The following is a 23549-nucleotide window of genomic DNA, read 5'->3' on the forward strand; positions in this document are numbered from 1 at the left end:
CCTCGTTGGTCGACGACCGGCGGAACCGTCTGCCTGCCCGGGCAAGGTCAGGCGGGCACGTCCTTGATGAACACGATCCCGTCGTTCTCGCCGAGGTGGGCCGGGTCGAGCGCGAAATAGCCGTAATTAGCAGATATGTCGGTCCGCGGGACCGGCTTCGTACCCGCCTCGGCGAGGGCCGCGGCCAGCCGGCGGGCGTCGATGAGGGAGCGGTTGCCCGGCAGCGTGTACAGCAGCCCCTCCAGAGTCTCGGGGTGGGGAGCGGGAAGCGCCTGATGCGGGATGGCGCCGAGCGCCGAGGCCAGGAAGGCGTACTGGTCGCCCAGGCGGGCGCTGACGATCGCGCCGGCGCTCCACCACTCCAGCGCCATGTCGGCCAGCTGCCAGCTGCTCTTGTCCCGCTGCAGGTGGCGGTTGTGGGCGTAGACGAGTGCCGGGCCGTGCTCGGCGATGGCCTGGAGGTTGCCGGCCATCATCGCATCCCGCAGGGCCATCAGCCGCCAGACCCTGGCGGGGGACGTGTCGGCCATCCAGAAGTGGTAGCGGAGCAGCCCGGCGGCGGTGCGGCCGTACGTGCTCGCCCGCCACCACTCCTCCCGCGAGGTCGACGCGATCAGGTGCGGCGCGTACGCGTCCAGCAGCGTCACGAGGTCGTCCGCGAGCAGTCGCAGCTCCCTGACCTCGGCGGACCGGCCTACGGACTGGGAGGCGTCCATGGCCGCCGCGGGATTGGTCCACCGGTCGTCGCCCCCGATCAGGCGGTCGAGGGCGTCCGCGGCGCAGGGGAGCAGACCCGCGTCCAGCCAGGCCGCGAGGTAGCCATGCAGCGCGGTCAGCGCCTGGCGGGGACTGGCGGCCCCGGTCATCTCCAGCGGGGCGTCGAACCCGAAGAAGCGCAGCCGCTCCGCGACGGGCCGGCCCTCGTTGTACGCGCGCATCCAGCGCACGAGCTCCCGGTTGGCCGCCGACGCGCCGAACCCGTGGCTGAAGCCGCCCTCCATGACGCCGTCGAGCGTACCCGTCCCCGCCGTGACGTAGTCGTCGACGGCCAGGCCCATGAGGCAATCGCTCTCGATGGCGAACGATCGGTAGCCCTCGTGCTCGACGAGATGCCGGAAGATCTCGTTACGCAGCTCGGGCAGCGCCTCCTCGCCGTGTGTGGCCTCGCCGAGCCCGAGCAGGCGGGGCCGGCAGGGAAGAGTCCGCAGCAGCCTCGTGACGGCGGCGACGCCTTCGCCGTCGAGAGAGGAGGCAGCGTCCTGGACGAGCGGGTCCGGTCTCTTCGATGACGACATGCCCTCAACGATATCGTTGAACTTTAGGTGTAAGCTTTCCGCACAACACGCTCACGCCCACCTGGGCCGACCTTCAACACGGTGACGCACCCATGGCATCCCGCGAACGGCTGAGGCCGGTGGATCTCGCCCGCGAACACGGCCTGTCCACGCAGGCGATCAGGAACTACGAGCAGGCCGGCATCCTCCCTGGCGCCGGCCGCACGCCCCATGGCTATCGCACCTACACCGTGCGGCACGCGCAAGCCCTCCGCGCGTTCCTCGCCCTGGTGCCCGCCCACGGCCACCAGACCGCGACCTCGATCATGCAGGCGGTGAACCGGGACGCGGTCGAGGACGCCCTGAAGATCATCGACGAGAGCCACGCCCAGCTCCTCGACGACCGCCGGACCCTCCTGGCCGTCGAGAACGCGCTCCGCGACCTGGCGCCCTCCGCCGCTCCAGGACCGGGTGTCACGTTCATCGGTCCACTGGCCAGGAAACTCGGGATCCGGCCCGCGACGCTGCGCAAATGGGAGCAGGCCGGGCTGGTGCGGCCACGGCGCGACCGGCAGACCGGTTACCGGGTCTACACCGCGGCCGACGTACGGGATGCACAGCTCGCGCACCAGCTCAGACGGGGCGGATACCTGCTGGAGCAGATCGCGCCGCTGATCGAGCAGGTGCGCGCGGCCGGCGGGCTGGCGCCGCTGGAGGCCGCCCTACGGGACTGGCACGGCCGGCTGTCCACCCGCGGGCGCGCGATGCTGAGCGGCGCCGCCGAACTTGACGCCTACCTCCGCCACACCGCCACCTGACAAGGCTGCGCTCAGCTGCCGACCGGCTCCGCGCGCAGCCTCGCCGAGTGCTTCACCAGGGCGATCAGGACCTCCCTGCTCGACTCCCGTTTCCTGGCGTCGCACAAGATGATGGGGATCGACGGGTCGAGCTGGAGCGCGAGACGCACCTCGTCCAGCTCGAACGTCGGCGCCCCCTCGAAACAGTTGACCGCGACCACGAACGGCGTGTTCCGCCGCTCGAAGTAGTCCACCGATGGGAAGCAGTCCGCCAGCCGCCGCGTGTCCGCCAGGATCACGGCACCCAGCGCACCCTCCGCCAGCTCGTCCCACACGAACCAGAACCGCTCCTGCCCGGGCGTGCCGAACAAATAGAGCACGTAGTCGTTGTTCAGCGTGATCCGCCCGAAGTCCATCGCCACCGTGGTGGTGCGCTTGGCCTCCACCGAGGAGAGGTCGTCCACACCGATCCCGCGGTCGGTGAGCACCTCCTCCGTCCGCAGTGGCCGGGTTTCGGAGACCGCGCCGACCATCGTCGTCTTTCCCGCGCCGAACCCGCCGGCGACCAAGATCTTGATCGCCGTCGGCAGGCGCGGGCGGTCAGAGCGAGCGAAGACCATCGAGCACCGCCCTGTACATCTTCATGTCACGCATGTCCACCTCGGATTGTGGTTCCTGGGCAGAGACGAGTTCGCGGTCGAACAGGTCGCCGAGCAGCACGCGGATCGTGCCGGCGGGCAGGTCGAGATGCGCGGCGATCTCGGCGACGGACTTGGGCTCGCGGCAGATCTGGAGGATCCGCAGGTGCTCGGGGTCCAGCCCGGCGTCCGGGCCCGGCGGGCCGCCCACCGCCAGGGCCATGGAGATCAGGTCGAACTTTCCGTGCGCCGGCTGGGTCCGGCCCCGCGTCACGACGTAGGGCCGGACGATCTCCGGGTCGACCCAGTGCTCATCCCTCGGACCGTCGGCGCCTGTCACCGCTCGCTCCTGGCGATGGCCTCGGCGTTGCGAGCGCCCGAGGTGAGATATTGGCCCACCCGCGCGACCATCATGGCCATCTCGTACGCGATCAGCCCGATGTCGGCGTTCTGCGCGCACAACACGGCCAGGCAGGCACGCTCGCCCGCCGTGGTCACGATGAGGAACTGGCTCTTCCACTCCACGACCGTCTGCCGCACCGCGCCGCCGGAGATGTGCTCCGAGATGCCCTTGGCCAGGCTCTGCAGCCCGGAGGCCACGGCGGACAGATGCTCGCCGTCGGTGCGCTGCAACCCGGCCGAGGAGGCCATCAGCAGGCCGTCGGAGGACAGCACGATGGCGTGGTCGGCCTCCTTGACGCGGCTGACGAGGTCGTCGAGCAACCAATTGAGATCGGTGCCCGCGGTGGGGGTCATGGTGCGTCGCCTCCCGGCTGTTCATCCAGCATCTTGGCCGCCTGCGTACGGCCAAGGCGGGTGCCTGACTGAAGAGATCCCATCATCGCGCGGATCTCCTCCGGGGAGCGCTCGTCATCGTCCTCCTCGTGGTCTGGCAGCGTGGGCGTGTCCTCGCGCAGCGCCGCCGCGAGGTTCGCCTGGGGCACGCGGAGCGGCAGCCCCGACGGTGTGAATTCGGCCACGGGCTGCTGCTCCGGTTCGGCTGGCGGCTCGGGTACTGATGCGAGGGCCGGCTCGAGTGCAGGTGCTGGGGCCGGCTCGGGAACGGAGGCGGGGACCGGGCGGGCGGGCTTGAGCGTGCGCACGTTCTCCCCGGCGGCGGGGCGCGCCATCTCTCCGGCGGCGGGGCGGGCCACCGTGGCCACCGCCGTCGGCCGGCGCGGCAGCCGCTCCCCGCCGTCGCCGCGCTGCGGCTCCGGCCTGGGGTCGAGCTGGACGAGCTCCTGCGGCAACAGCACCACGACCGTGGTCCCGCCGTACGGCGACGCCTTGAGCACCACCTGGATGTCGTGCCGCTTGGCCAGTTGGCTGACCACGTAGAGGCCCAGGCGGGCGGTGCCCGTGATGCGGAACTCGGGCGGGTTCGCGATGCGCTCGTTCGCGGCCTCCAGGTCCTCGGGCTTCATACCCAGGCCCCGGTCCTCGATCTCGATCACGTACCCGTTGGCCACGAGCTGGCCGCTGACCTGCACGTTCGTGTAAGGAGGCGAGAACGACACGGCGTTCTCGATGAGCTCGGCCAGCAGGTGCACGACGTCACCGACGGCCCGGCCGATGAGCACGACCTCGCCCATCGGCAGCAGCGTGACCCGGGTGTAGTCCTCGACCTCGGCCAGCGCGCCGCGCACGACGTCGACCATGGGGACCGACCGGCGCCACGTGCGGGCGGGGGAGGAACCGGAGAGCACGATGAGGTTCTCCGCGTTGCGCCGCATGCGGATGGCCAGGTGGTCCAGCCGGAAGAGCTCCTTCAGCTCCTCGGGGTCGGTCTCGCGGCGCTCCATCACGTCGAGCACGGTGAGCTGCCGGTGCACCAGGCCCTGCGTCCTGCGGGCGAGGCTGAGCAGGATGTCGCGGATGCTGCGGCGCAGCTCGGCCTGCTCGGCCGCGACGCTGATCGCGGTGCGCTGCACGGTGTTGAACGCCTGGCCCACCTGGCCGATCTCGTCGTCGCCGAAGTCCAGGTCCGGCGCCTCCTTGGCCAGGTCGACCTCCTCGCCGCGACCGATGCGCTCGACGACGCCGGGCAGCCGGTCGTCGGACAGCTCGTGCGCGGCGTCGCGCAGCTTCCGCAGCTGGGCGAGCAGCTGCCTGGTGGTGGTGATGGACAGGATGATCGAGGCGATAACGGCGATCAGGCCAAGACCGCCGGCGAGCACCAGTCGTACGATGACGCCGACCGCGACGGGCGTGATCCGCTCGAGCAGCCGGTCACCGCCAGCGAGCGTGACTGTCTGCATGCTGGTTAGCGTGGCGTCGGCAGCCTTGCGCCACTCCTCGCCGCTCACCGGCAGCGAGTCCACGGCGGGGTTGTGCCGGATGAGCTGTGCCTCCATGGCCTGGACCCGGGACACCGGCGCGGTCTTGAGCCAGGCGTCGAAGGCTGCCCGGTCCTCTGCCGGCAGCTTCGCCAGCGCCTCGCTCAACGTGTAGCGGAAGATGCCGACGGTCTCGACGAATTCAGCGTGCTCGGTCCTGGTGAAGCCGCCCTTGGCGAAGACACTGGCCAGGAGCGCGTCCTCGCGGGCGAACAGCTCCCGCGAGTGGTGTATCTCGGCCAGCGTTCGGCCGTCCTTGGCGATCTCCTTGTCGTCGAACTCGGCCACCGAGTCGTACATGCGGTAGAAGGAGTCGATGACGGCGTTGTACTGAGCTGCGGCCTGCGCGGCGTCGATCGTGCCCGCGTCGATCGACTCCCTGGTGGCCGCCAGCTTGCCGAGTTGACCCTTGACCTCGGCCAGGCGGCGGCGGAGTGCGTCGTCCATGGCGAACTCGACCGCCGCGGCCTGGGATGCGGAGTCGAACTCGGAGGTCAGCGCATCGGTCTTGGCCCGCTGGGCACGCATCGGCTGGTCGACCTCGCGCATGTTCGCGCCCAGCCGGGCGAGCGTGAGGCGGCGCTCGCGCTGGAGCTCGATAAGCAGTGGCTCGCTTGGGTCGACCACGTTGCTGTTGACCGTGGCGGCCCACAGCAGGTTCACGCCCTCTCGCAGGGTTACCCAGGCGGCGAACGCCCACAGGCAGGCGAGCGAGACGATGAGTGCCGTGACCTTTGCCCGGACACTGGCGTTACGGAAGCGCATCGAGGCCACCCGGAGAGAAAGCAGCGCGGTCAGCGTGCCATGTCAAAAGGAAGAAATGGGCATCCCAGGAATCTGACACTCGGGTCACCCTAGCAACGCAACAATGCTCACTCAACACGAAAGAGCGCCATTAGGCCGCTATGTCCTACTTTTCGGTCGAAATTCTCCTTCCAGATGAACGCTGGGTTACGTGTGCGGCGGCCAGCACCGCTGCGCGGACAATTGCCGTCGGCGTGTAAAGGTCCTTGTCATGCCACAGCGGAGGGTAATCCGATAAATCGCCTACATGGGTGAGGAACGTGTAGCCACGCGCCGCCGCCTGCCGGCACCGTTCGTCCGGCTCTGGCCCTGAGAGCAGCAGTGTCTGCACAGCGTACGCCGTCTCCTCCGGTATGCCCGTCCACCGGCCCCATGATCCGTCGTCGCGCTGGGTCGCCAGTACCCATTCCCGGGCGGCGCGCACTGTGTCCGCGTATTCCGGCCCTCCGAACTCGCCGAGCGCCAGAGCACAGCTGAGGGTGGCGTAGTAGGGGGAGGCATGCCACCTGTCGCTCCAACTCCCGTCGGGCCGCTGCCGCACGGCCAGCCAGCACGCCACGCGCGCCATCAAAGGCCGGTACGTGCCCGCCGTCTCCGGCCTGGCCCGCACGTACTCCCCGAACGCGTCGAGCACATGGGCGTTGACGCTGACCGAGAAGCCGTCCTCGCCCTGCCAGGTGCAGAAGTGCTCCCCGGTGTCGAAGGCCTTGAGCGACTCGGGCTCGCACGGCATGCCGAGCAGCGCGAGCGCATGGAGCGCGACGCTGGTCGTGTCGGCGTCGGCCGGCAGCCCGGCCCCGGCGGGAGTGCCGTTCGGGCCGATCGCGGCCCGCAGGTCCGCGGTCATTTCCGGTGGCAGCTCCACCGGCACGCCTGCCCTGAGCAGCCAGCTCAGCACCCAGCCGCGCTCGAAGACCGTGATGGGCAGCCCGACGGGGACGGGCCCGCCGTACCGCTTCGCTACCGCCTCCAGGTGCCTCCTGGCCAAGTCGGCCGAGTCGGGCGGCGCAACAGTGTCCAACCAGGCGGCCGTCGCCGCGGGTGAGGCACCGACAGTGCCGATAGGCGTGGGGCTCACGGCGCTGGTGATGGAAGCCGTTGCGCCCACCACCTCGAGGGCGTGCAGGAGTTTCTGTGGCGGCTCGCCGCCGGACTCCAGAAGGTGCCGCACCATGCCGAGGCGCCTGCCGTCCATGCCAGGTGGCAGGGGCAGCGGCTCAGCGCACCCGTGGTGGTTGATGAGCGAGACGAGGTACGGCACGATCAGGTCGATCGCCGGCGTGTCGGGCAGCTCGCGTGGCTCCTGGAGCATCGACCGCAGCGCCTTCAGCCCAGCGCGCGCGGCCGGCATGAGCACGGCCGGATCGCCATCGCCCCGGGCCGCAGCGGTGAGCAGTGCCTCGGTGGCGCTCAGGGTGGGCACGAGCCCGTAGCCGTCGGGGGCGCCCCAGAATCCGTCGTCGCGCTGCTCGCCCAGCAGGTACGCCACCCGCTCGCGCTGCCCGACCAGCCAGGGGGCGATCGTGACCAGCCGCCCGGTCTCGTAGACCGAGGGGGATACCTGGCCCCAGGGCTTGGCCATGAGCCCGGAGACGAGGTCATTGGCCTCGCGGAAGACGTCGATCACGACTCGGCCCAGAAGTCGGAGAGGCCGTAGAAGCCGGCGCTGTAGTGGATCTGCCAGGCGAGGTACTCCGCGGCGCGCGGGTACGCGTTCCGCAGCGGCTCGATCAGCTCGGTCGCGTCCTCGGTCAGCTCTGACAGCCGCTCGATCACTTCGTCTAGCTCCATTCCCAGCGTGAATGCGTTGACGTCTCCTGAGCCGGACTCTCTGCGCCGGGTGGCCAGGTCGTTGAGCAGGCGCAGACAGCGCTGCACGGCGTCGGCGGCCGGGCGCAGCCGGTCCAGGTCGCCGAGTGCCTCGACCAGCCCTGTGTGAATCCAGTGCGACAGGCCGATGAAGAGTGCGCCGCAGCTGTCGGCGTTGGCCAGGTACTCCTGCCTGGTGGGCGGGCGCTCGGAGCCGCTCCAGTCCCATTCGCGCGCCATGGCGCGAAGCATGCGTTCGAGCTGATCGCGCCAGGCGCGGTCGAGCTCAGGCGGGGCGGCCAAGTCCGATCGCAGGTCCGCGACGAAGGCGGCCGCCTGTGATTCGGGCGCGGCCCCGCCCGCCGCGGCCAGGCACTCTCCGACCAGGGCGCCGACCTGCTCTCGCGAGCTCGCCTCCTCGTCGATCAGCCGGTCCAGGGCGAAGACCAGCAGTGAGGCCCGGTTCACGGCGCGCAGGCCCTCGACCGTCGCCCAGGGCGCGCAGAACGCGCCGGCCATGGCCAGCGCGCCGTACAGCCCGGCGTCGAACGACTTCTCAGGGAAGAGCCCGTCGTAGCGGGTCGCGAACCTGGCCAGTTCGCGGCCGCTCGCGACGGCCAGGGCGCACGTTCGCCCGGTCTCGAAGTAGTCGCTCACCGCCGTCCCACCGGCACCAGCGTCATCGACAGGCCGGCGGTGGGACGCAGCGAGGAGGCCAGCCGGGGAGTCACGGAGCCGTCGTGGTGCACGATCGGGCGGTACTTCCGCAGGATGCCGGCGATCAGAAGGGGCGCCTCCATCATGAACAGGTGCTGCCCGAGGCACACATGCGGGCCCGCGCCGAACGGCCAGTACGCGTACCGGTGCCGCTTGGCCTCGTTCCCCGGCGCGAAGCGCTCGGGGTCGAACTCCAGCGGCCGGTCCCAGAACCGCGGCAGCCGATGCGTCAGATAAGGGCTCAGCATGACGGTGGAGCCGGCCTCAATGGTGACCCCGTCGACGACGTCCGTCTCGACCGCCTTGCGCGGCAGGATCCAGCCCGGCGGGTAGAGCCGTAGCAATTCGGTGACGAACATTCTGAGGTAGACCAGGTCGGGCAGGTGCGAGGTGCTGACGGGGTCGTCGCCGACCACCCGCTCGACTTCCTCGTACAGCTTGGCGGCGACGTGCGGGTACGCCTGCAGCACCGGCCAGGCCCAGGTCAGCGCGGTCGCCGAGGTCTCCGTCGAGGCCCCGTGCATGGCGACCAGGTCGTCCCTGATGCGCCTGTCGCCGTCGGTACCCTCGATGTCCTGGCGGGCCTTGACCAGCCTCGAGACGACGTCGTCCCCCTCCTGGTCCTGCGATCTGGCCTGCTGGATGCGTGGGTAGACGACCTCGTCGATGGTCTTGATCGCGCGCTTGAACGACTGATCGCCCGGCATCGGGAACAGCTCCGGCACGAACGGCATCAGCAGGCGGATGGCCTTGGCGGTGACGGCGACGTCGTATGCGGGCACAAGTCGGTTGATGTCCGCCACGGAGATCTTCGCTCCGAAGAACAGCCGTACGATCGTCGGGTGCACGATGGCGGACACGCCCTTGGCCACGTCGAAGGGCCGCCCGGGGGTGATCGTCTCCTCAATGAGCTCGTTGATGATCTCGGCCATGCGCTCGGCGAGCGAGTTCACGTACTTGGCCGTGAACAGCGGCTGAAGGATCTTGCGGCTCTCCGCCCAGCTCTCGCCGTCCGACAGGATGCCTTCGCCCAGCAGCGGGGCCAGCGGGTCCCAGAACATGCCCTCGCGCACATAGTTCGGCTGCTTCCTGGCGAGCACGTGCTGGACGTGGTCGGGATGGGTCACCAGATACGGGCGGAAGGGGCCCATGCTCAGCCGGACGAGATCCCCGTTGGCCTGCATGCCGGCTTCTTCGAACGCGTTGACGGGGACGCGCGCATGTCTCGTGAGCCTACGGAGGAAAGGCAACGTTCTGGTGGGAGCGGCGTCAATCGCCACTGTTTTTCCTCCATCGCATACGGTGTCCGTCTCACATCACGGACATTTCCTGACAAATGTCAACCGTTGAGGTGGAGTATCACATGCTTATGCATGTAGATTCAAGATCGTACTTGGGTAGGAGTTCCGTTTGAATCTCAGCCATCCGCCCGCCGGCCCACTGGGCGGCGGCGTCATGGAGCGTTACCGGCGTCTGCTCGAGCCGGCGCTCCGCGAGGCCGTCTCGGTCCTGCATCCGTGGGGCGCCAGGATGGCCGCGTTCGCGCTGGGCTGGTCGGACGCGGATGGCAGGCCGTACCACGGGGACGGCGGCAAGGGCGTGCGGCCTGCCCTCGCCATGCTCAGCGCCGAGGCGGTCGGAGCCCCGGCCGAGTCGGCGCTGCCGGCGGCGGTCGCGGTGGAGCTGGTGCACGCGTTCTCGCTGGCGCACGACGACATCATCGATCACGACGAGCGGCGCAGGCACCGCGAGGCGCTCTGGAAGGCGTACGGCGTGGGGCCTGCGCTGCTCACCGGCGACGCGCTTCTCGCCCTGGCCGTCCAGCAGCTCGCCGGGACGCCGGAGGCCATGAAATTCCTGTCGGCGGCATTGGTCGAGCTCGTGCACGGGCAGAGCGCCGACATGGCCTTCGAGAACCGGCCCTGGCGCGGGCACAAAGAGGTCACCATCGGCGAGTACACGGAGATGGCCGCGGGCAAGACCGGCAGCCTGCTGGGGGCCGCCGCGGCGGCCGGCGTGGCTCTGGGCGGGGGTGCGCCCGAGGTCGCAGACCGGATGTGGGCCGTCGGCCGCGACCTGGGTGTGGCCTTCCAGATCGCCGACGACATGCTCGGCATCTGGGGCGATCCTCGCATCACCGGCAAACCGGTCCACAACGACCTGCGGCGCGACAAGAAGACGCTACCGGTCCTCGCCGCCCTCGCCACCGACTCGCCGGCCGCCCGTGAGCTGTCGGCCGTCCTGTCGGCCGGTGTCAAGGACGAGCAGTCGGTACGACAGGCCGCCCGCCTCGTTGAGGAGGCCGGCGGCCGCACCGCCGCCCAGGCCATGGCCGACCGGTATGTGTCGGCGGCCCTGGACTCCTTGGACGCCTGCCTCCCGAACGCCACCGACCTCCGCACCCTCTGCGCCGCTCTAGTCAACCGCACCCACTGACCCATGCCCCGACGGGCTCGGTTCCCCACCCCGCATCCGCCTTCGGCTGCACCGGTCCCTTCGGCCGCACGTGCTGCCGCTCGCCTTTGTCGTGCGCTTGGCGCGTCGGGCGCGCGTCCAGCGGGCGGGGCGGTGGCCGGTGCGTGTGTTCCTTGGCGCACCGGCCTGCCGACGAGCCCACCCCGGCGGGGTGCGGTCAGGGGCGGGAGGCCTCGTCCAGGAGGGCGAGCTCCTCCGCGCTCAGCGTCAGCTCGGCGGCCGTGATCAGGGCCTGCAGTTGCTCGACGCTGCGCGCGCTGGCGATCGGCGCCGTGATCGTCGGCTGGGCGGCGAGCCAGGCCAGCGCCACCGAGGCCGGGTGGACCACACGCTCGGCCGCCACCTTGGTCAGCGCCTCCAGGGTGCGCCGCCCGTGCTCCGTGGCCAGGTATTCGCCGGCCTTGCCCGCCCGCGGGCTCTCGACGGTGACGCCGGGCGCGTACTTTCCGGTCAGGAAACCGCGCGCCAGCCCGAAGTACGGCGTGCTGCCGAGCCTCTCCTTGGCCACCACATCCCGCAGCTCGCCCTCGTAGCCACGCTCGACCAGGTTGTACTCCTGCTGCAGCGCGACGTATCTGACCAGCCCCTCCTCGTCGGAGATCTTGAGTGCCTCCGCCAGCCGGGCGGCGCTGTGGTTGGACGCGCCGGCGTAGCGGATCTTGCCCTCGCGCACCAGCGCGTCGAAGACGGCCAGCGACTCCACCATCGGCGTGTCGTGGTCGTCCACGTGTGCCCAGTAAAGGTCGATGTAGTCGGTACGGAGCCGCCGCAGCGAGTCCTCGACCGCCGTGCGGATGGTCGCCGGGGCCAGGCCCCGGAGCCCTTCGAGCATGCCGACCTTGGTGGACAGGACGAGCGAGTCGCGGTTGTGCCGGTGGGCCAGCCACTCACCGATGATCATCTCGGACGCGGAGTCGCCGGTCGCCCAGTACGGATAGACGTCGGCGGTGTCGAGGAAATTGCCGCCGTTCTCGACGTACTCGTCGAGGACCGCGAACGACGTCTCCTTGTCCGCCGTCCAGCCGAAGACATTGGTGCCGAGCGCTATCGGGAAAACGGACAGGTCCGTGGTACCTACTGATCTCATCCCGCCATTATCCGCGCATCCCATGAGGAGGCTTCGATGGCACTCCGATGACGCGATTGCCTGGTCGGCGCGTCGGTCCCCGGCGGCCCCGCGCAGCGGCGCGCCTCGGATGCGGCTCAGCGATGACCGGCGGACAGGTCGAGGCCGCGCGGCGTCAGCAACCACACCAGCACCGCGCCGGCCAGCATCAACGCCGCGCCCGCCCCGCTGGTCAGAGCGAGCGAGTGGGTGAAGGCCGCCATCGCCTGCTCGGCCAGCCGCACGCCCTCCGCGCTCAGCTGAAAGCCTTCCGCGCCCAGCTCCCTGGCCACGTCGATCGCGCCGCCCAGGGACTCCCGCGCGACCGCGGCGGCCGGCCCGTCGTAGTCCAGCCCGCCGCGGTAGACGGCAGCCGCCACGCTGCCGAGCACGGCCACGCCGAGCGCCCCGCCGATGTCGTAACTGGTCTCCTCGATGGCCGCCGCGCTGCCCGACTTCGCCGCGGGCGTACCCGACATGATCACCGCGGAGGCGATCGCCAGAGCGCCGTTCCCGATGCCGATCAGCGTCAGCGCGCCCGCCACCGGCCAGTAGTCCAGCGGCGCCGGCGCCAGGAAGAGCAGCAGGAACCCCGCCGCCGTCACCGCCGGCCCGCCCGCCAGCACCGTACGGGCGCCGATCCTGGCCGCCAGCGACGGAGCCAGCGGCGAGGCCACGAGCGCGGCCAGCGCCGCCGGCAGCAGCCGCACGCCCGTCTCCAGCGGCGAGTAGCCCTGCACCAGCTGCATCCACTGCGCGAGCAGCAACAACACCGCGCCCATCGCGATCGCGGTGGTCAGCGCCGTCGTCACCCCGGCGGAGAAGGGGCCGCTGCGGAACAGCCGGAGTTCCAGGAGCGGATCCGGCCGGCGCAGGCAGCGCAGCACGAACCAGCCCAGTGTCACCGCCGCGACCGCGGTCGCCAGCAGGGCGCCGGCCGAGGCGGGGCCGTACTTGCCGAAGCTTTTGACGGCGTACACCAGCGTCACCATGCCGGCCATCGACAACACCGTGGCGAGCGCGTCCCAGCGGCCGGGGCTGGGGTTCCTGGACTCGGGCAGCAGCACCAGCCCCGCGCCGATCGCCGCCGCCATGACCGGCACGTTCACCAGGAACGCCGCATGCCACGTGAAACGCTCCAGCAGCAGCCCGGCCAGGATCGGTCCCAACGCGGCGCCCACCGCGGCCATCGCCGACCATATGCCCAGCGCCTTGGCCCGCTCGCCGGGGTCGGGGAACAAGTTACGGATCATGGACAGCGTAGACGGCGTGATCATGGCGCCGCCGACGCCGAGCAGCGCCCGCACCGCGATCACCTCCGCCGGGGCGTCCGCCGCCAGCACCGCCAGCGAGGCCAGCCCGAACACCGCGAACCCGGTCAGCAACATCCGCTTGCGACCCCACCGATCGCCCAGCGCGCTCACCGTGACCAGCAGCCCCGCCAGCACGAGCCCGTACGCGTCCACGATCCACAACAGCTCGATGGAACTGGGCCGCAGGTCCTCGGAGATGGCGGGCAGCGCGACGTTGAGCACGGTCATGTCCATGACCACGAGCAGCACGGCGGCCGACAACACGGCCAGGCCGGCCCATCGCCGCTTCGCCGAGACCGGCGACGTGGTGATCGTCATGCTTGCCTCCGGGGTGCGGCGCCGTGCAGGAACATCTCGAGGAGCAGACGGGGGGCGTCCCGGCGGGCGATGTCGCCGCGGCGCAGGCCGTCTCGCACGGCCACGAGCAGGCCGTAGACGGCGTCGCTGATCCAGCGGACGGGCAGCTGGGCGCTCAGCAGGCCCGCGCGCTGGGCGGCGGTGTAGAACGCGATCTCGCGTTCCTCCAGCTCCTCGACGCGGCGCGACAACTCGGGGTGGACGGCCAGTGCGTAGTCGGTGAGGCCGAAGCCGTATTCGTCGGCGACCTCGATCAGGCCGGTGAGCAGCGCGTTCAGCGCCTTCTCCAGCCTCGCCCCGTCCTCTGAGGCGCTCGCGGCGTCCAGGCCGGCGGCCAGCTGCACGCGCTCCCACTCGTCGTGGCCGCGGCGGGCCAGCGCCAGCATCAGCTCCTCGCGGCTGCTGAACTGCCGGTGCAACGTGGCCCTGCTGATCCCGACCGCATCGGCGAGCTGCGCCATGGAGGCGGACGGGTCCCTGTTGAGGTGCTGGATCGCCGCCCTCATGATCTGCTCCCGGCTCATCGCCATCTTGACACCCCCGTATCATCTGAGACAAATCTGTCTCATATGATACACAGATGCCTCGTAGTGGGGAGGACAGGAAAGCGCCACGCTTCCCGGCATGGCGATGAAGCCGCAGGTGGGGTTATGGTTCGTGCTGTGGTGACGGGTGACGCGCGAACGCGCATCCTGGACGCGGCAGAGGAGCTGTTCGCGGGCTCCGGTTACGAGGCCACTCCGACTGCGGTCATCGCCAGGCTCGCGAAAGTGCCCAAAGGGCTGATCTCCGACTACTTCCCGCGCAAGATCGACGTACTGGTCGCTCTCGTCAATGAGCGTACGCACATCGAGGAGGGCCGCGACGTCGACGCGGTCCCCGGCGACCCGGCGGGCACGCTGGCCAGGCTCGCACGCGGGCTGCCGCTGCGGGCCTCACCGGCGATGCGGCGCATCCTGTTCCGCGAGGCCGACACGCACGGCTCGGTCAAGGAACGGCTCAGCCGTCTCAACGGGGAGCTGATCAGGCGGGCCAGGTTCGCGCTGGAGCTGGCGCTGCCCGGAGCGCGGGGCGACGCGGCCAGGCTGGAGGTGGCGGCGGCCACGTTCGCCGCCATCCTGCTCTACCAGGAGAACCTCTGGCAGCTAACCGGCCACCAGATCGACCCCGAGGCCGTCGCGGAACTCATCGCCCACTCGCTCGTCTAGCAGCTCATCCAGCGCCGTACGCAGGTGCCGAAGCAGGCCCCACACGTCGTCGACGCGCTCGGGGCAGGCGACGATGCCGAAGTCGAGCATGCCGTCGTAGGAGAAGCAGGTGATGTTCAGGCCGCCGCTCATGTCGGTCAGGACGGACAGCGGATAGTACGACAGCACCCTCCCGCCGCACAGGTACAGCGGGAACTGCGGTCCTGGCACGTTGCTGATGATCAGGTTGATCGGCGGGAACGCCATGCCAGCCAGCCGGAAGATCGCCGGCGTGGCCAGGCTCGTGACCGGAGCGGGCAGCACCGAGCACAGCTCGCTCAGCCAGGTCGCGGGCGCCAGCGCGAAACGCCGCTTGGCCCGGCCCATGGTCGCGCCGACCGCCTGCAGGCGCTCGTGCGGGTCGGAGACGTTGGTGGGCATGGGGGCGATCATCGCGGAGATCTGGTTGCCGACCAGGTCCTTGGCGTCGGCCGTACGGACCGCGACCGGGACGGCGACAATCAGCGGCGCCTCCGGCAACGCGTCGCGCTCGCGCAGCCACGAGCGAAGCGCCGACGTGCACAGGGCCATGACGACGTCGTTGACGCTCATGCCGTTGGAAGTGGCCACCTTCTTGACGTCCTTGAGCGACAGCGAGCCGAAGGACAAGTGGCGGCGGGCGCTGATGGGGCCGTTGAAGGGGGTGCGGGGAACGGCGAGGCTCGGCAGCTCGGGGCGGTTGGGCCGGTCGCGGGCCACCACCCGTGCGGCCTTGGCGATCAGCTTCGCGCCCGGCACGGTGGCCGCCAGCGGGATGGCGTCCAGGTCTCCGGCCGCTCTGACGACCGATCGCACGGCGCGGACGGGGTGGGTGGCGGTGCGCAGGGCGGCGCCGGCCAGCATGTCGATCAGCCCGGGCGCCTTCTGCCCGTGCCCATCGGCCGGCAGTAACCGGTCGCCGTCGGGGACGCCGCCGCATGACCCGCCGGCCCGGCCGTCGGCAGTGCCGGTGCTTGGCTCGGTGGCCCGGCCGTTGACGTGGCCGTCGCCCTCGGCGTGGCCTGTGGCCTTAGCGGACGCTTTGGCATGGCTGGTGGCCTTGGCGGACGCTTTGGCGTGGCCGGCTGTCTTGGCTAGGGCCTTGACGTGGCCGTTGACGGAGGCGTGATCGCGCTGGCCGGCCGCGGGGAGGGCGGCGCTCGGCACGTGGCTGCCGTTCGCGCTGACCGGCTGGACCGTCGTGGGGAGCTTGCGGCGGGTGAGGTGGCCGTCTGGGGTGAGGTCGAGCAGGGTGGCCAGGGTCTCCGCGCCCGAGATGCCGTCGATGGCGGCGTGGTGCACCTTCGTGTAGATGGCCACCCTCCCGTCGGGCAGCCCATTGATCAGATGCATCTCCCACAGCGGATGCGCCCGGTCGAGCCTGCGGGCGTGGATCTCCGCCACGGCATCGGCCAGCTGCCAGTCGTTCCCCGGCTCGGGCAACGTCAGCTCGAACAGGTGGTTGCCGATGTCGAAGCCGGGATCGGGCGCCCAGTACGGATGGTCCAGTCCCAACGGCACCTCGGCCAGCCGCAGGCTGAGCGCGGGGGACAAGTGGATCCGGTCGAGCAGCAACTCCGCGAGCGCGTCCCGGTTGAGCGACCCGTTCGCCGAGTCGAGTATCGCCAGCCCGGCCACGTGCGCGGCGGTGGTCGCCGTCTCGACATTGAGGAACTGAGCGTCGAGTGCGGTCAGCTGGCGCATCTGCTCTCCTTTTTTCGGCGTGTGTGCAGCATCACATGAGGGCATTTCCGAAAGGTTTCCGCGAGAGTCTTTCAGATGAATTCAGGTGCGCCGGACCGTGGTAAAGGAAATCGCCAGCTCAGCCGGGATCGGTGACAATTACCTATCCGATGACAACGTGAATGGGGTGTTGCACGACGGCGTCGAAGTGATAGCCGAAGGGATGCCGGGGTGTGACCATGGGCTGCGTGGCGCCCGTCTCGTCGGTCGCCCTGGCCATGAGCACATATCGCCCCGTGTGGCGGGGAGCCCACGCGATGTGCCACGGCAGCCAGGCTCCGACCAGGTGATGCCCGTGGTGCTCGGCCGCGCGCCAGTGGAACCCGCCGTCGAAGCTCACCTCGGCCCGCACGATCCTGCCGCGCCCCGACCAGGACCGGCCGTGCAGGATGTGCGGCCCGGTGATGGGCAGGACGGCATTCCAGGGGAGCTCGAAAGCGCTCTTCACGGGCTGCGTGGTGACATCCGCGTAAAAGACCGTGTTCCACGGAGTGAAGAGCTTGGTCGTGGAAACTTCGATGTCGCCCAACCATTTGATGGACGCTATTCCCACCCATCCCGGCACCACCAATCGCACCGGAAATCCGTGATCGGGAGGCAGCGGCTCGCCGTTCATCTCGTAGGCCACCAGCACGTCGTCCATGGCCTTGTCGATCGGCAGCGGCCTGCGTACGTGACCGTAATCCTCGAACGGCGCATCCAGCCCCGAGGGCAACACGTCCACGGCCCCGGGAAGCACGCCGACCTGCTTGAGCAGGTATTTCAACGGCACCCCGCGCCACCGTGCGACCCCGATCGCCCCCAGGCCCCACTGCGTCCCCGGGGCGGGGTCGTGCTGTTGCGTGCCGTAGAAGCGCCGCCCGTTGCCCGCGCACTCGATCGCCAGGTCGTAGGTCCGGGACGGCATGGCCCGGAGCTCGTCGTAGCCGAACTCGCGCGGACTTCGGATGCCCGCGCCGTGCAGTCGCAGCCGCCAGGTCGTGACGTCGATGAGCGGCGTGGAGGTGTGGTTGCGCACGAAGAACCGGTCGATCGGCGTGTGGTATCCCTGCCCCGACATGGCCTCCCACCGCATCTCGGCACTCGCGCCGTGCACCCGGAACAGGTGGTCGGGCAGCGGCTTCACGATCGTCGCAGTGGCTTGCTCCATCGATCTCACCTCACAACAGATATTCCCTACCTGGAAACCATTTAATCTCCTCTCGCTTGGCTTCGGCATCCCTCTTTGCCGACCCCGGACCCCCGCCCATCGCATCGGGAACGTTCCAAGCTCTCCTCGGGCCCTTCTACCCGGCCCCCCCACCTGCAGAACCGGCCGGCGCCAGGCTCGTCCAACAGGTCCAGCGGCTGACGGCAGGATGAAGGCGCGGCGTTGAGACGTTCGAGGAACGATAGGGAGGCCGGGAGGCGTGGTCAGCGGCCCAGGAAGGCCTGGAGCCGGTCCAGGGGCCAGGTGTTGATCACGTCGTCCGTCGTCAACCACGCCCGCTGCGCGATCCCGATCCCGAACCGCTGGTTCGCCAAGTGGGGAATCGCGTGCGAGTCGCTGTCGATCGAGAACTTGACCCCGTGGTGCTTGGCCAGCCGCACCAGATCCGACGGCAAGTCGGAGCGGTCGGGGAATGAGTCGATCTCCATCGCGGTGCCCGTGCGGGCCGCCGCGCGGAAGACAGCCTCCCAGTCCGCGTCCACCGCCGCCCGCTTGCCGATCTTCCGCGTCGTCGGATGCCCGATGATGTCCACGTACGGGTTTTCGCAGGCGGCGATGAAACGGCGCGTCATCTCCTCCCGCGACATCCCGAAATGGGAGTGCACCGAGGCCACGCACACGTCGAACTCCCGCAGGATCTCCCCGGGCCAGTCCACCGAGCCGTCGGGCGCGATGTTGAGCTCGGTGCCGTGCAGCAGGCGCATGTCCGGGTATTTCCGCTGGAGCTCGGCCACCCGTCCCCGCTGCTCCAGCGCCTTGTCCAACGTCATCCGCTGCATCGCCAGGTCCGGCGCGTGGTCGGTGACCGCGTAGTAGGCGTAGCCGCGGGCGTGCCCGGCCGCCACCATGTCCTCCAGCGACGCGATCCCGTCCGTGAGATCGGTGTGCGTGTGCAGGTCGCCCTTGAGGTCGGGTAGTTCCACGAGCACGGGCAGCTCGCCCCGCAGCGCCGCCTTGACCTCGCCGCCGTCCTCCCGCATCGGCGGCGGCACGAACCGCATGCCGAGCGCGGCGTAGATGTCCTCCTCGGACTCGGCGGCGATCACCCGCTCGCCCTCGAACAGTCCGTATTCCGAGAGCTTCCAGCCCTTCTTCACCGCCATCTCCCTGATGGCGACGTTGTGCTCCTTGGAGCCTGTGAAATATTGCATGGCCGCACCCCACGACTCGGCCGGGACCACCCGCAGGTCCACCTGGATGCCGGACGTGGTGCGGATCGAGGTCTTCTTCTCGCCCGCCGCGATGACGTCGGCGACGTAAGGCTGCGCCCGGAACTCCTCCATGATCGACTCCGGCGCAACCGCGAGGATGTCGATGTCGCCGATCGTGTCCTTCATCCGCCGCAGCGATCCCGCGTACGCGATCCGCTCGGCCGGCAGCGAGGCCATCACCTGCTCGGCCAGCGACATGGCGACGCCGATGTGCACGCGGCGGCCGGACTGCTCGAGCTGCTCGATGCCCTTGAGCAGATTGGCCAGGGTCTTGGGGCCGAGGCCCTTGACGCCGTCCAGGCGGCCAGAGGAGATCGCCTCGCGCAGCGCGTCGGTGGAGTCGACGCCGTAGTCCTCGAACAGCATGATCGCCGTCTTGGGGCCTAGAGTCGGCACCCGCGTCAGCCTGCGCACCCCATCGGGAACGCGCCCTCGCAGGTCGTCGAGCTGCCGGAAGCTCCCGCGCTGCAGGAACTCCTCCATCTTCTTGGCGATCGCCTCGCCGACGCCGGGGACATTGCGCACGTCGACGACCGAGATGTCCTCGGGGAACCCGGCGATGGCCTTGGCCGCCTTCTGGTAGCTCCGCACCCGGAAGGCGTCGCCGCCGCAGAGCGCGAACAACTCCGCGTATTCCTGCAGCGCCGACGCCGCCTCCTCATTAGCCCGCATGCCCCAACCCTAGGGGCTCGGACCGACAATCCGGGATGGTCAGAACCGCACCTCACGCGGCCGGTACGGCTCGCCGAGGAAGGCCAGCTCCGCCTCCGACAACGCCACGTCCACGGCCGCCACCGCGTCGTCGACGTGCCGGTCCTTCGTGGCCCCGACGATCGGCGCCGTCACGGCCGGCTGGTGCAGCAGCCAGGCCAGCGCGACCTGGGCAGCCGGCAGCCCGCGCTCGGCCGCCACCTGCGCCACCCGGTCGAGGATCAGCTTGTCGTTCTCCGGGTCGTACAGGGCGTCGATGCGCTCGTCCGACTCCGTCCTGGTCGTGGTGGCCGCCGAGCCGGCCCGGGCCAGCACGCCCCGCGCCAGCGGACTCCACGGGATCACGCCCACGCCTTGGTCGAGGCAGAGCGGCACCATCTCGCGCTCTTCCTCCCGATAAAGCAGGTTGTAGTGATTTTGCATGGCGACGAATCTCGTCCACCCGTTGCGCTCGGCCACCTGCTGCGCCTTGGCGAACTGCCAGGCCCACATGCTGGACGCGCCGAGATAGCGGACCTTGCCCGCCCTGACCACGTCGTGCAGCGCCTCCATGGTCTCCTCGATGGGCGTCTCGTCGTCCCACCGGTGGATCTGGTAGAGGTCCACGTAGTCGGTGCCCAGCCGGTCGAGCGAGGCGTCAATGGCGGCGAGGATGTGCTTGCGGGACAGGCCGCGGTCGTTGACGCCCCTGCTCATCGGGAAATAGACCTTGGTCGCCAGCACGTAATCCTCGCGCCTGGGGAAGATCCCGCGCAGCACGTTGCCGGTCACGACCTCGCTCTCGCCGCGGCTGTAGACGTCGGCGGTGTCGAAGAACGTCACGCCCGCGTCGGCCGCTCTGCGCACGATCGGCTCGGCCTGGTCCTGCGGCAGCGCCCACTCCTGCCGGGCCGGATCACCATAGCTCATCATGCCCAGGCACACCCGCGAGACCTTCAAGCCCGTGTCACCAAGTCGCATGTATTCCATACGGCTCACCCTAGGGGCGCATCACAGGAACAACGTGGCACGGGGGGCCGGTTGCGGCAGCGGACGTTCAGTGCGGCGTCCGGGGGGTGATCATCGTGACGCCCGGGACCGAGCCGATCGAGGCCAGCGCCTTGCCGGTGTCGGCGAGCCCGATCGTGCGGGTGACGAGCTGGTCGGGATGCAGGATCCCGCCCCGGATCATCTCCAGCATGGGCGGGTACGCGTGCGCGGCCATGCCATGGCTGCCCAGCAGCCGCAGCTCGTGGCCGATCACCCGGTCCATCGGCACCGGCGTCGCCCCGCCGGGCAGCAGCCCCACCTGGACGTGCCGGCCCCGGCGGCGCAGGCTCTCTATGGAGGCGGCGCACGTCGCCGGGCTGCCCAGCGCGTCGATGGACACGTGCGCGCCGCCCCGGGTCAGCTCCCTGACCTGGGCCGCCGCGTCTCCTCTCGACCCGTTGACGAAATGCGTGGCGCCCGCCAGTTCGGCCAGGTGCAGCGCGTCGCTGCTGATGTCGACGGCCACCACGCGGGCGCCGGCCGCCGTCGCGATCATCACCGCGGACAGTCCCACGCCGCCGCAGCCGTGCACCGCCACCCATTCGCCCGGGCGCACCTCGCCCACCTGGGACACGGCGCGGAACGCGGTGGCGAAGCGGCAGCCCAGCCCGGCCGCCGTGGCGAAGGCCATGTCCTCGGGGATCGCGATCAGGTTGACGTCGGCGTGGTCGACGGCGACGTACTCGGCGAAGGAGCCCCAGTGGGTGAAACCCGGCTGGGTCTGCCGCTCGCACACCTGCTGGTCACCGGCGGCGCACGACGCGCACGTGCCGCAGGCGCAGATGAACGGCACGGTCACGCGCGCCCCCGCCCGCCACCCGCGCACGTCGGACCCGACGGCCTCGACCACGCCCGCGAACTCGTGCCCCGGCACGTGCGGAAGGGCCTTGATGTCGGGATCGTGCCCCTGCCAGCCGTGCCAGTCGGAGCGGCACAACCCCGTCGCCTCGACTCTGATCACCGCTCCGTGCGCGGCCGGGGCTGGGTCGGCCAGCTCGCGCACGTCGAGCTCACCGCCGAAAATGTCAAACGCAACCGCTCGCATCTGTGCAGCCTAGCCTTTGAGCCTGCAGCTGAGGTGCTGCAATGCCTGGTGGGAGAGTGAACCACAACCCTCTCTTCGAAAATACTATGGAAAAGCTCAGTCACGGCAGGTAGTGTGTGCGTTCCGTGAGAGCCTCGTGACGGAGGGGTACGCGATGGCGATCTGCCGCTCCAAGCAGGATGGCCTGCCGTCGGTGGTGCAGCTCCGACACGCAACCGCTCGCATCTCGTAACCGGATTCCCCCGCCCTTCGAATGAGCGCGGGGGCTTTCAGCCCATGTGGGCTGGAGGCCCGTGTGTTACCAGCACCAGCCAACATCGCGTAGGAGGTGACCGAAGTTGGCTACGTTCCGCGTAGGACAGATGACCCACCAGGCTGTGCCTCCTCAGCAGCCTGCTGGAACTCGGCCCAGCAGACAACCCCGGGATCAGGGACGAAACGGGGGCCGAGGGCCGCCGCAGGGCGGCTCCCGGCGCGGGACATGTGCGAGAGGAGACCCCCGGCAGTTCACCTGCCGCCGGGGGCGTCACCCCGGACCATGAGGTTCGGGAGCAGGCACGTGAGTGCCATCCGTATGTGTTCGTGCTCGACAAGCACGGACAGCCGCTGCAGCCCTGCAGCCCGGCGCGGGCCCGCAAGCTGCTGAAGCAAGGCAGGGCCGTTGTCCACCGGCATACGCCCTTCGTCATCCGTCTCAAGGACCGCACCGTCGCCGAGAGGGAGATAGACGGGGTGGAGCTGGGTGTCGACCCCGGTTCCCAGCATACTGGGATCGCCGCTTTCACCGAGCAGGCCGGCGAGCGCCGCGCCCGGTTCGGCATCCAGCTTGACCACCGCGGCGCAATCATTCGCAAGAAGATGCAGCAGCGGGCCGCCTATCGGCGCGGTCGCCGCACCCGGAAAGTGCGTTACCGCAAGGCGCGCTTCGCCAACCGGGCCCGACCTTCGGGGTGGCTCCCGCCATCTCTGCGGGACCGCGTGGCCACCACCGTCTCGTGGGTGGACCGGCTGGCTCGCTGGGCACCGGTGCGCGCTGTGCATGTGGAACGGGTCGCCTTCGACACCCACGCCATCGCTGCCGGCAGGCCCCTGGAGGGTGTCGAGTACCAGCATGGCACCCTGCACGGGACCGAGGTCCGCGAGTACCTGCTGGCCAAGTGGGGGCGGCGCTGTGCTTACTGCGCCGCCAGCGGGGGCACCGTTGAACATCGACCACATCCACCCACGCAGCCGAGGCGGCACCGACCGGATTTCCAATCTGACCCTGGCCTGCGTGCCGTGCAATGAGGCGAAGTCCAATCGGCTGCCCGTCTGCCCACGCACGTGGCCTCTGGGGGCCGGGCCAAGTGGAACCGAACCCGCAGCCGCCTGCCCAAGACGCACGCTTTCGATGCCCTGGCGGTGGGCAAGCTCGATGCCATCACCGAAACCGTGTCCACGGTGCTGGTCGCTGCGTGTGCAGGCCGCGGCACCCATACCCGCACCCGCACCGACAAGCATGGCTTTCCCCGCCTCCGCCTGCCCCGGCAGAAAAGGTTCTTCGCCTACGCCACCTGGTAACGGCCGTCGTCCCCACTGGGAAGAAGCAAGGAACCCACACCGGTCGTGTTGCCGTCCGTGCCACCGGCAGTTTCAACATCACCACCGCCCAGGGCATCGTCCAAGGCATCAGCCACCGACACGTCCGACTGTTGCAACGGGCGGACGGATACGCCTACGCCTTTAAGCAGGAATCATGCCGACCGTACG

The 23549-nt window shown here is 69.9% G+C and carries 21 protein-coding genes; 5 read left to right on the forward strand and 16 right to left on the reverse strand.

Annotated features, from left to right (window positions below; genetic code table 11):
* Positions 1–47: 47 nt before the first annotated feature.
* Positions 48–1295, reverse strand: coding sequence for an erythromycin esterase family protein (locus Q9G87_RS40520; RefSeq protein WP_305921906.1), 1248 nt, complete (start codon positions 1293–1295; stop codon positions 48–50).
* A gap of 92 nt (positions 1296–1387) precedes the next feature.
* Between Q9G87_RS40520 and Q9G87_RS40525 the strand changes: the two genes are divergently transcribed.
* Positions 1388–2092: a TioE family transcriptional regulator gene (locus tag Q9G87_RS40525; RefSeq protein WP_305921907.1), complete on the forward strand. Its 705-nt coding sequence runs from the start codon at positions 1388–1390 to the stop codon at positions 2090–2092.
* 11 nt (positions 2093–2103) lie between these two features.
* Here the strand turns inward: Q9G87_RS40525 and Q9G87_RS40530 are convergent, their stop codons facing one another.
* From Q9G87_RS40530 to Q9G87_RS40560, 7 genes are all read right to left on the reverse strand, one after another.
* Positions 2104–2691, reverse strand: coding sequence for a GTP-binding protein (locus tag Q9G87_RS40530; protein WP_305921908.1), 588 nt, complete (start codon positions 2689–2691; stop codon positions 2104–2106).
* The gene (locus Q9G87_RS40535; protein ID WP_305921909.1) at positions 2672–3049 is read right to left on the reverse strand and encodes a DUF742 domain-containing protein; all 378 of its coding nucleotides are present in this window, start codon (positions 3047–3049) and stop codon (positions 2672–2674) included. The genes Q9G87_RS40530 and Q9G87_RS40535 overlap by 20 nt, the downstream gene beginning before the upstream one ends.
* Positions 3046–3465: a roadblock/LC7 domain-containing protein gene (locus Q9G87_RS40540; RefSeq protein WP_305921910.1), complete on the reverse strand. Its 420-nt coding sequence runs from the start codon at positions 3463–3465 to the stop codon at positions 3046–3048. The genes Q9G87_RS40535 and Q9G87_RS40540 overlap by 4 nt, the downstream gene beginning before the upstream one ends.
* A complete protein-coding gene (locus tag Q9G87_RS40545; protein WP_305921911.1) occupies positions 3462–5810 on the reverse strand; it encodes a sensor histidine kinase in 2349 nt (782 codons plus the stop codon). The genes Q9G87_RS40540 and Q9G87_RS40545 overlap by 4 nt, the downstream gene beginning before the upstream one ends.
* A gap of 145 nt (positions 5811–5955) precedes the next feature.
* On the reverse strand, positions 5956–7476 hold the full coding sequence (locus Q9G87_RS40550; protein ID WP_305921912.1) for a prenyltransferase/squalene oxidase repeat-containing protein: 1521 nt from the start codon (positions 7474–7476) through the stop codon (positions 5956–5958).
* A complete protein-coding gene (locus Q9G87_RS40555) occupies positions 7473–8315 on the reverse strand; it encodes a terpene synthase family protein (RefSeq protein ID WP_305921913.1) in 843 nt (280 codons plus the stop codon). The genes Q9G87_RS40550 and Q9G87_RS40555 overlap by 4 nt, the downstream gene beginning before the upstream one ends.
* Positions 8312–9559, reverse strand: coding sequence for a cytochrome P450 (locus Q9G87_RS40560; protein WP_305921914.1), 1248 nt, complete (start codon positions 9557–9559; stop codon positions 8312–8314). Before Q9G87_RS40560 ends, Q9G87_RS40555 begins: the two co-directional genes overlap by 4 nt.
* Before the next feature lie 226 nt (positions 9560–9785).
* Between Q9G87_RS40560 and Q9G87_RS40565 the strand changes: the two genes are divergently transcribed.
* On the forward strand, positions 9786–10811 hold the full coding sequence (locus tag Q9G87_RS40565; protein ID WP_305921915.1) for a polyprenyl synthetase family protein: 1026 nt from the start codon (positions 9786–9788) through the stop codon (positions 10809–10811).
* Between the two features lie 196 nt (positions 10812–11007).
* On the opposite strand, the gene Q9G87_RS40570 is transcribed toward Q9G87_RS40565, so the two are convergent.
* The 3 genes from Q9G87_RS40570 to Q9G87_RS40580 all read right to left on the reverse strand — a co-directional run bounded on the left by Q9G87_RS40570 (position 11008) and on the right by Q9G87_RS40580 (position 14155).
* Complete coding sequence (locus Q9G87_RS40570) at positions 11008–11937, reverse strand: aldo/keto reductase (protein ID WP_305921916.1); 930 nt, start codon at positions 11935–11937, stop codon at positions 11008–11010.
* Between the two features lie 116 nt (positions 11938–12053).
* Positions 12054–13586: an MFS transporter gene (locus Q9G87_RS40575; protein ID WP_305921917.1), complete on the reverse strand. Its 1533-nt coding sequence runs from the start codon at positions 13584–13586 to the stop codon at positions 12054–12056.
* Positions 13583–14155, reverse strand: coding sequence for a TetR/AcrR family transcriptional regulator (locus Q9G87_RS40580; RefSeq protein WP_305921918.1), 573 nt, complete (start codon positions 14153–14155; stop codon positions 13583–13585). Before Q9G87_RS40580 ends, Q9G87_RS40575 begins: the two co-directional genes overlap by 4 nt.
* 120 nt (positions 14156–14275) lie before the next feature.
* Between Q9G87_RS40580 and Q9G87_RS40585 the strand changes: the two genes are divergently transcribed.
* Complete coding sequence (locus Q9G87_RS40585; RefSeq protein WP_305921919.1) at positions 14276–14833, forward strand: TetR/AcrR family transcriptional regulator; 558 nt, start codon at positions 14276–14278, stop codon at positions 14831–14833.
* On the opposite strand, the gene Q9G87_RS40590 is transcribed toward Q9G87_RS40585, so the two are convergent.
* From Q9G87_RS40590 to Q9G87_RS40610, 5 genes are all read right to left on the reverse strand, one after another.
* On the reverse strand, positions 14771–16555 hold the full coding sequence (locus tag Q9G87_RS40590; protein WP_305921920.1) for a wax ester/triacylglycerol synthase domain-containing protein: 1785 nt from the start codon (positions 16553–16555) through the stop codon (positions 14771–14773). The genes Q9G87_RS40585 and Q9G87_RS40590 overlap by 63 nt on opposite strands.
* A gap of 142 nt (positions 16556–16697) precedes the next feature.
* Positions 16698–17744, reverse strand: coding sequence for a sulfite oxidase (locus Q9G87_RS40595; RefSeq protein ID WP_305921921.1), 1047 nt, complete (start codon positions 17742–17744; stop codon positions 16698–16700).
* 263 nt (positions 17745–18007) lie between these two features.
* Positions 18008–19687, reverse strand: a complete 1680-nt coding sequence (gene polX, locus Q9G87_RS40600; protein ID WP_305921922.1) for a DNA polymerase/3'-5' exonuclease PolX — start codon at positions 19685–19687, stop codon at positions 18008–18010.
* A gap of 39 nt (positions 19688–19726) precedes the next feature.
* Positions 19727–20695: an aldo/keto reductase gene (locus tag Q9G87_RS40605; RefSeq protein ID WP_305921923.1), complete on the reverse strand. Its 969-nt coding sequence runs from the start codon at positions 20693–20695 to the stop codon at positions 19727–19729.
* A 67-nt stretch (positions 20696–20762) separates the two neighbouring features.
* On the reverse strand, positions 20763–21800 hold the full coding sequence (locus Q9G87_RS40610; RefSeq protein WP_305921924.1) for a zinc-dependent alcohol dehydrogenase family protein: 1038 nt from the start codon (positions 21798–21800) through the stop codon (positions 20763–20765).
* 576 nt (positions 21801–22376) lie between these two features.
* Between Q9G87_RS40610 and iscB the strand changes: the two genes are divergently transcribed.
* Positions 22377–23087: an RNA-guided endonuclease IscB gene (gene iscB / locus Q9G87_RS40615; RefSeq protein ID WP_305921925.1), complete on the forward strand. Its 711-nt coding sequence runs from the start codon at positions 22377–22379 to the stop codon at positions 23085–23087.
* Positions 22972–23526: an HNH endonuclease gene (locus tag Q9G87_RS40620; protein WP_305921926.1), complete on the forward strand. Its 555-nt coding sequence runs from the start codon at positions 22972–22974 to the stop codon at positions 23524–23526. Before iscB ends, Q9G87_RS40620 begins: the two co-directional genes overlap by 116 nt.
* The last annotated feature ends 23 nt before the right edge of the window (positions 23527–23549 follow it).

This window comes from Nonomuraea turcica, assembly GCF_030718205.1.
In the GTDB taxonomy this organism is placed as follows: Bacteria; Actinomycetota; Actinomycetes; order Streptosporangiales; family Streptosporangiaceae; genus Nonomuraea.

Coding starts and splice junctions, on each gene's coding strand:
- Q9G87_RS40520 (WP_305921906.1), bottom strand. CDS start 1,295: ATGTCGTCATCGAAGAGACCGGACCCGCTCGTCCAGGACGCTGCCTCC.
- Q9G87_RS40525 (WP_305921907.1), top strand. CDS start 1,388: ATGGCATCCCGCGAACGGCTGAGGCCGGTGGATCTCGCCCGCGAACAC.
- Q9G87_RS40530 (WP_305921908.1), bottom strand. CDS start 2,691: ATGGTCTTCGCTCGCTCTGACCGCCCGCGCCTGCCGACGGCGATCAAG.
- Q9G87_RS40540 (WP_305921910.1), bottom strand. CDS start 3,465: ATGACCCCCACCGCGGGCACCGATCTCAATTGGTTGCTCGACGACCTC.
- Q9G87_RS40545 (WP_305921911.1), bottom strand. CDS start 5,810: ATGCGCTTCCGTAACGCCAGTGTCCGGGCAAAGGTCACGGCACTCATC.
- Q9G87_RS40560 (WP_305921914.1), bottom strand. CDS start 9,559: ATGCAGGCCAACGGGGATCTCGTCCGGCTGAGCATGGGCCCCTTCCGC.
- Q9G87_RS40570 (WP_305921916.1), bottom strand. CDS start 11,937: ATGAGATCAGTAGGTACCACGGACCTGTCCGTTTTCCCGATAGCGCTC.
- Q9G87_RS40575 (WP_305921917.1), bottom strand. CDS start 13,586: ATGACGATCACCACGTCGCCGGTCTCGGCGAAGCGGCGATGGGCCGGC.
- Q9G87_RS40580 (WP_305921918.1), bottom strand. CDS start 14,155: ATGGCGATGAGCCGGGAGCAGATCATGAGGGCGGCGATCCAGCACCTC.
- Q9G87_RS40585 (WP_305921919.1), top strand. CDS start 14,276: ATGGTTCGTGCTGTGGTGACGGGTGACGCGCGAACGCGCATCCTGGAC.
- Q9G87_RS40590 (WP_305921920.1), bottom strand. CDS start 16,555: ATGCGCCAGCTGACCGCACTCGACGCTCAGTTCCTCAATGTCGAGACG.
- Q9G87_RS40595 (WP_305921921.1), bottom strand. CDS start 17,744: ATGGAGCAAGCCACTGCGACGATCGTGAAGCCGCTGCCCGACCACCTG.
- polX (WP_305921922.1), bottom strand. CDS start 19,687: ATGCGGGCTAATGAGGAGGCGGCGTCGGCGCTGCAGGAATACGCGGAG.
- Q9G87_RS40605 (WP_305921923.1), bottom strand. CDS start 20,695: ATGGAATACATGCGACTTGGTGACACGGGCTTGAAGGTCTCGCGGGTG.
- Q9G87_RS40610 (WP_305921924.1), bottom strand. CDS start 21,800: ATGCGAGCGGTTGCGTTTGACATTTTCGGCGGTGAGCTCGACGTGCGC.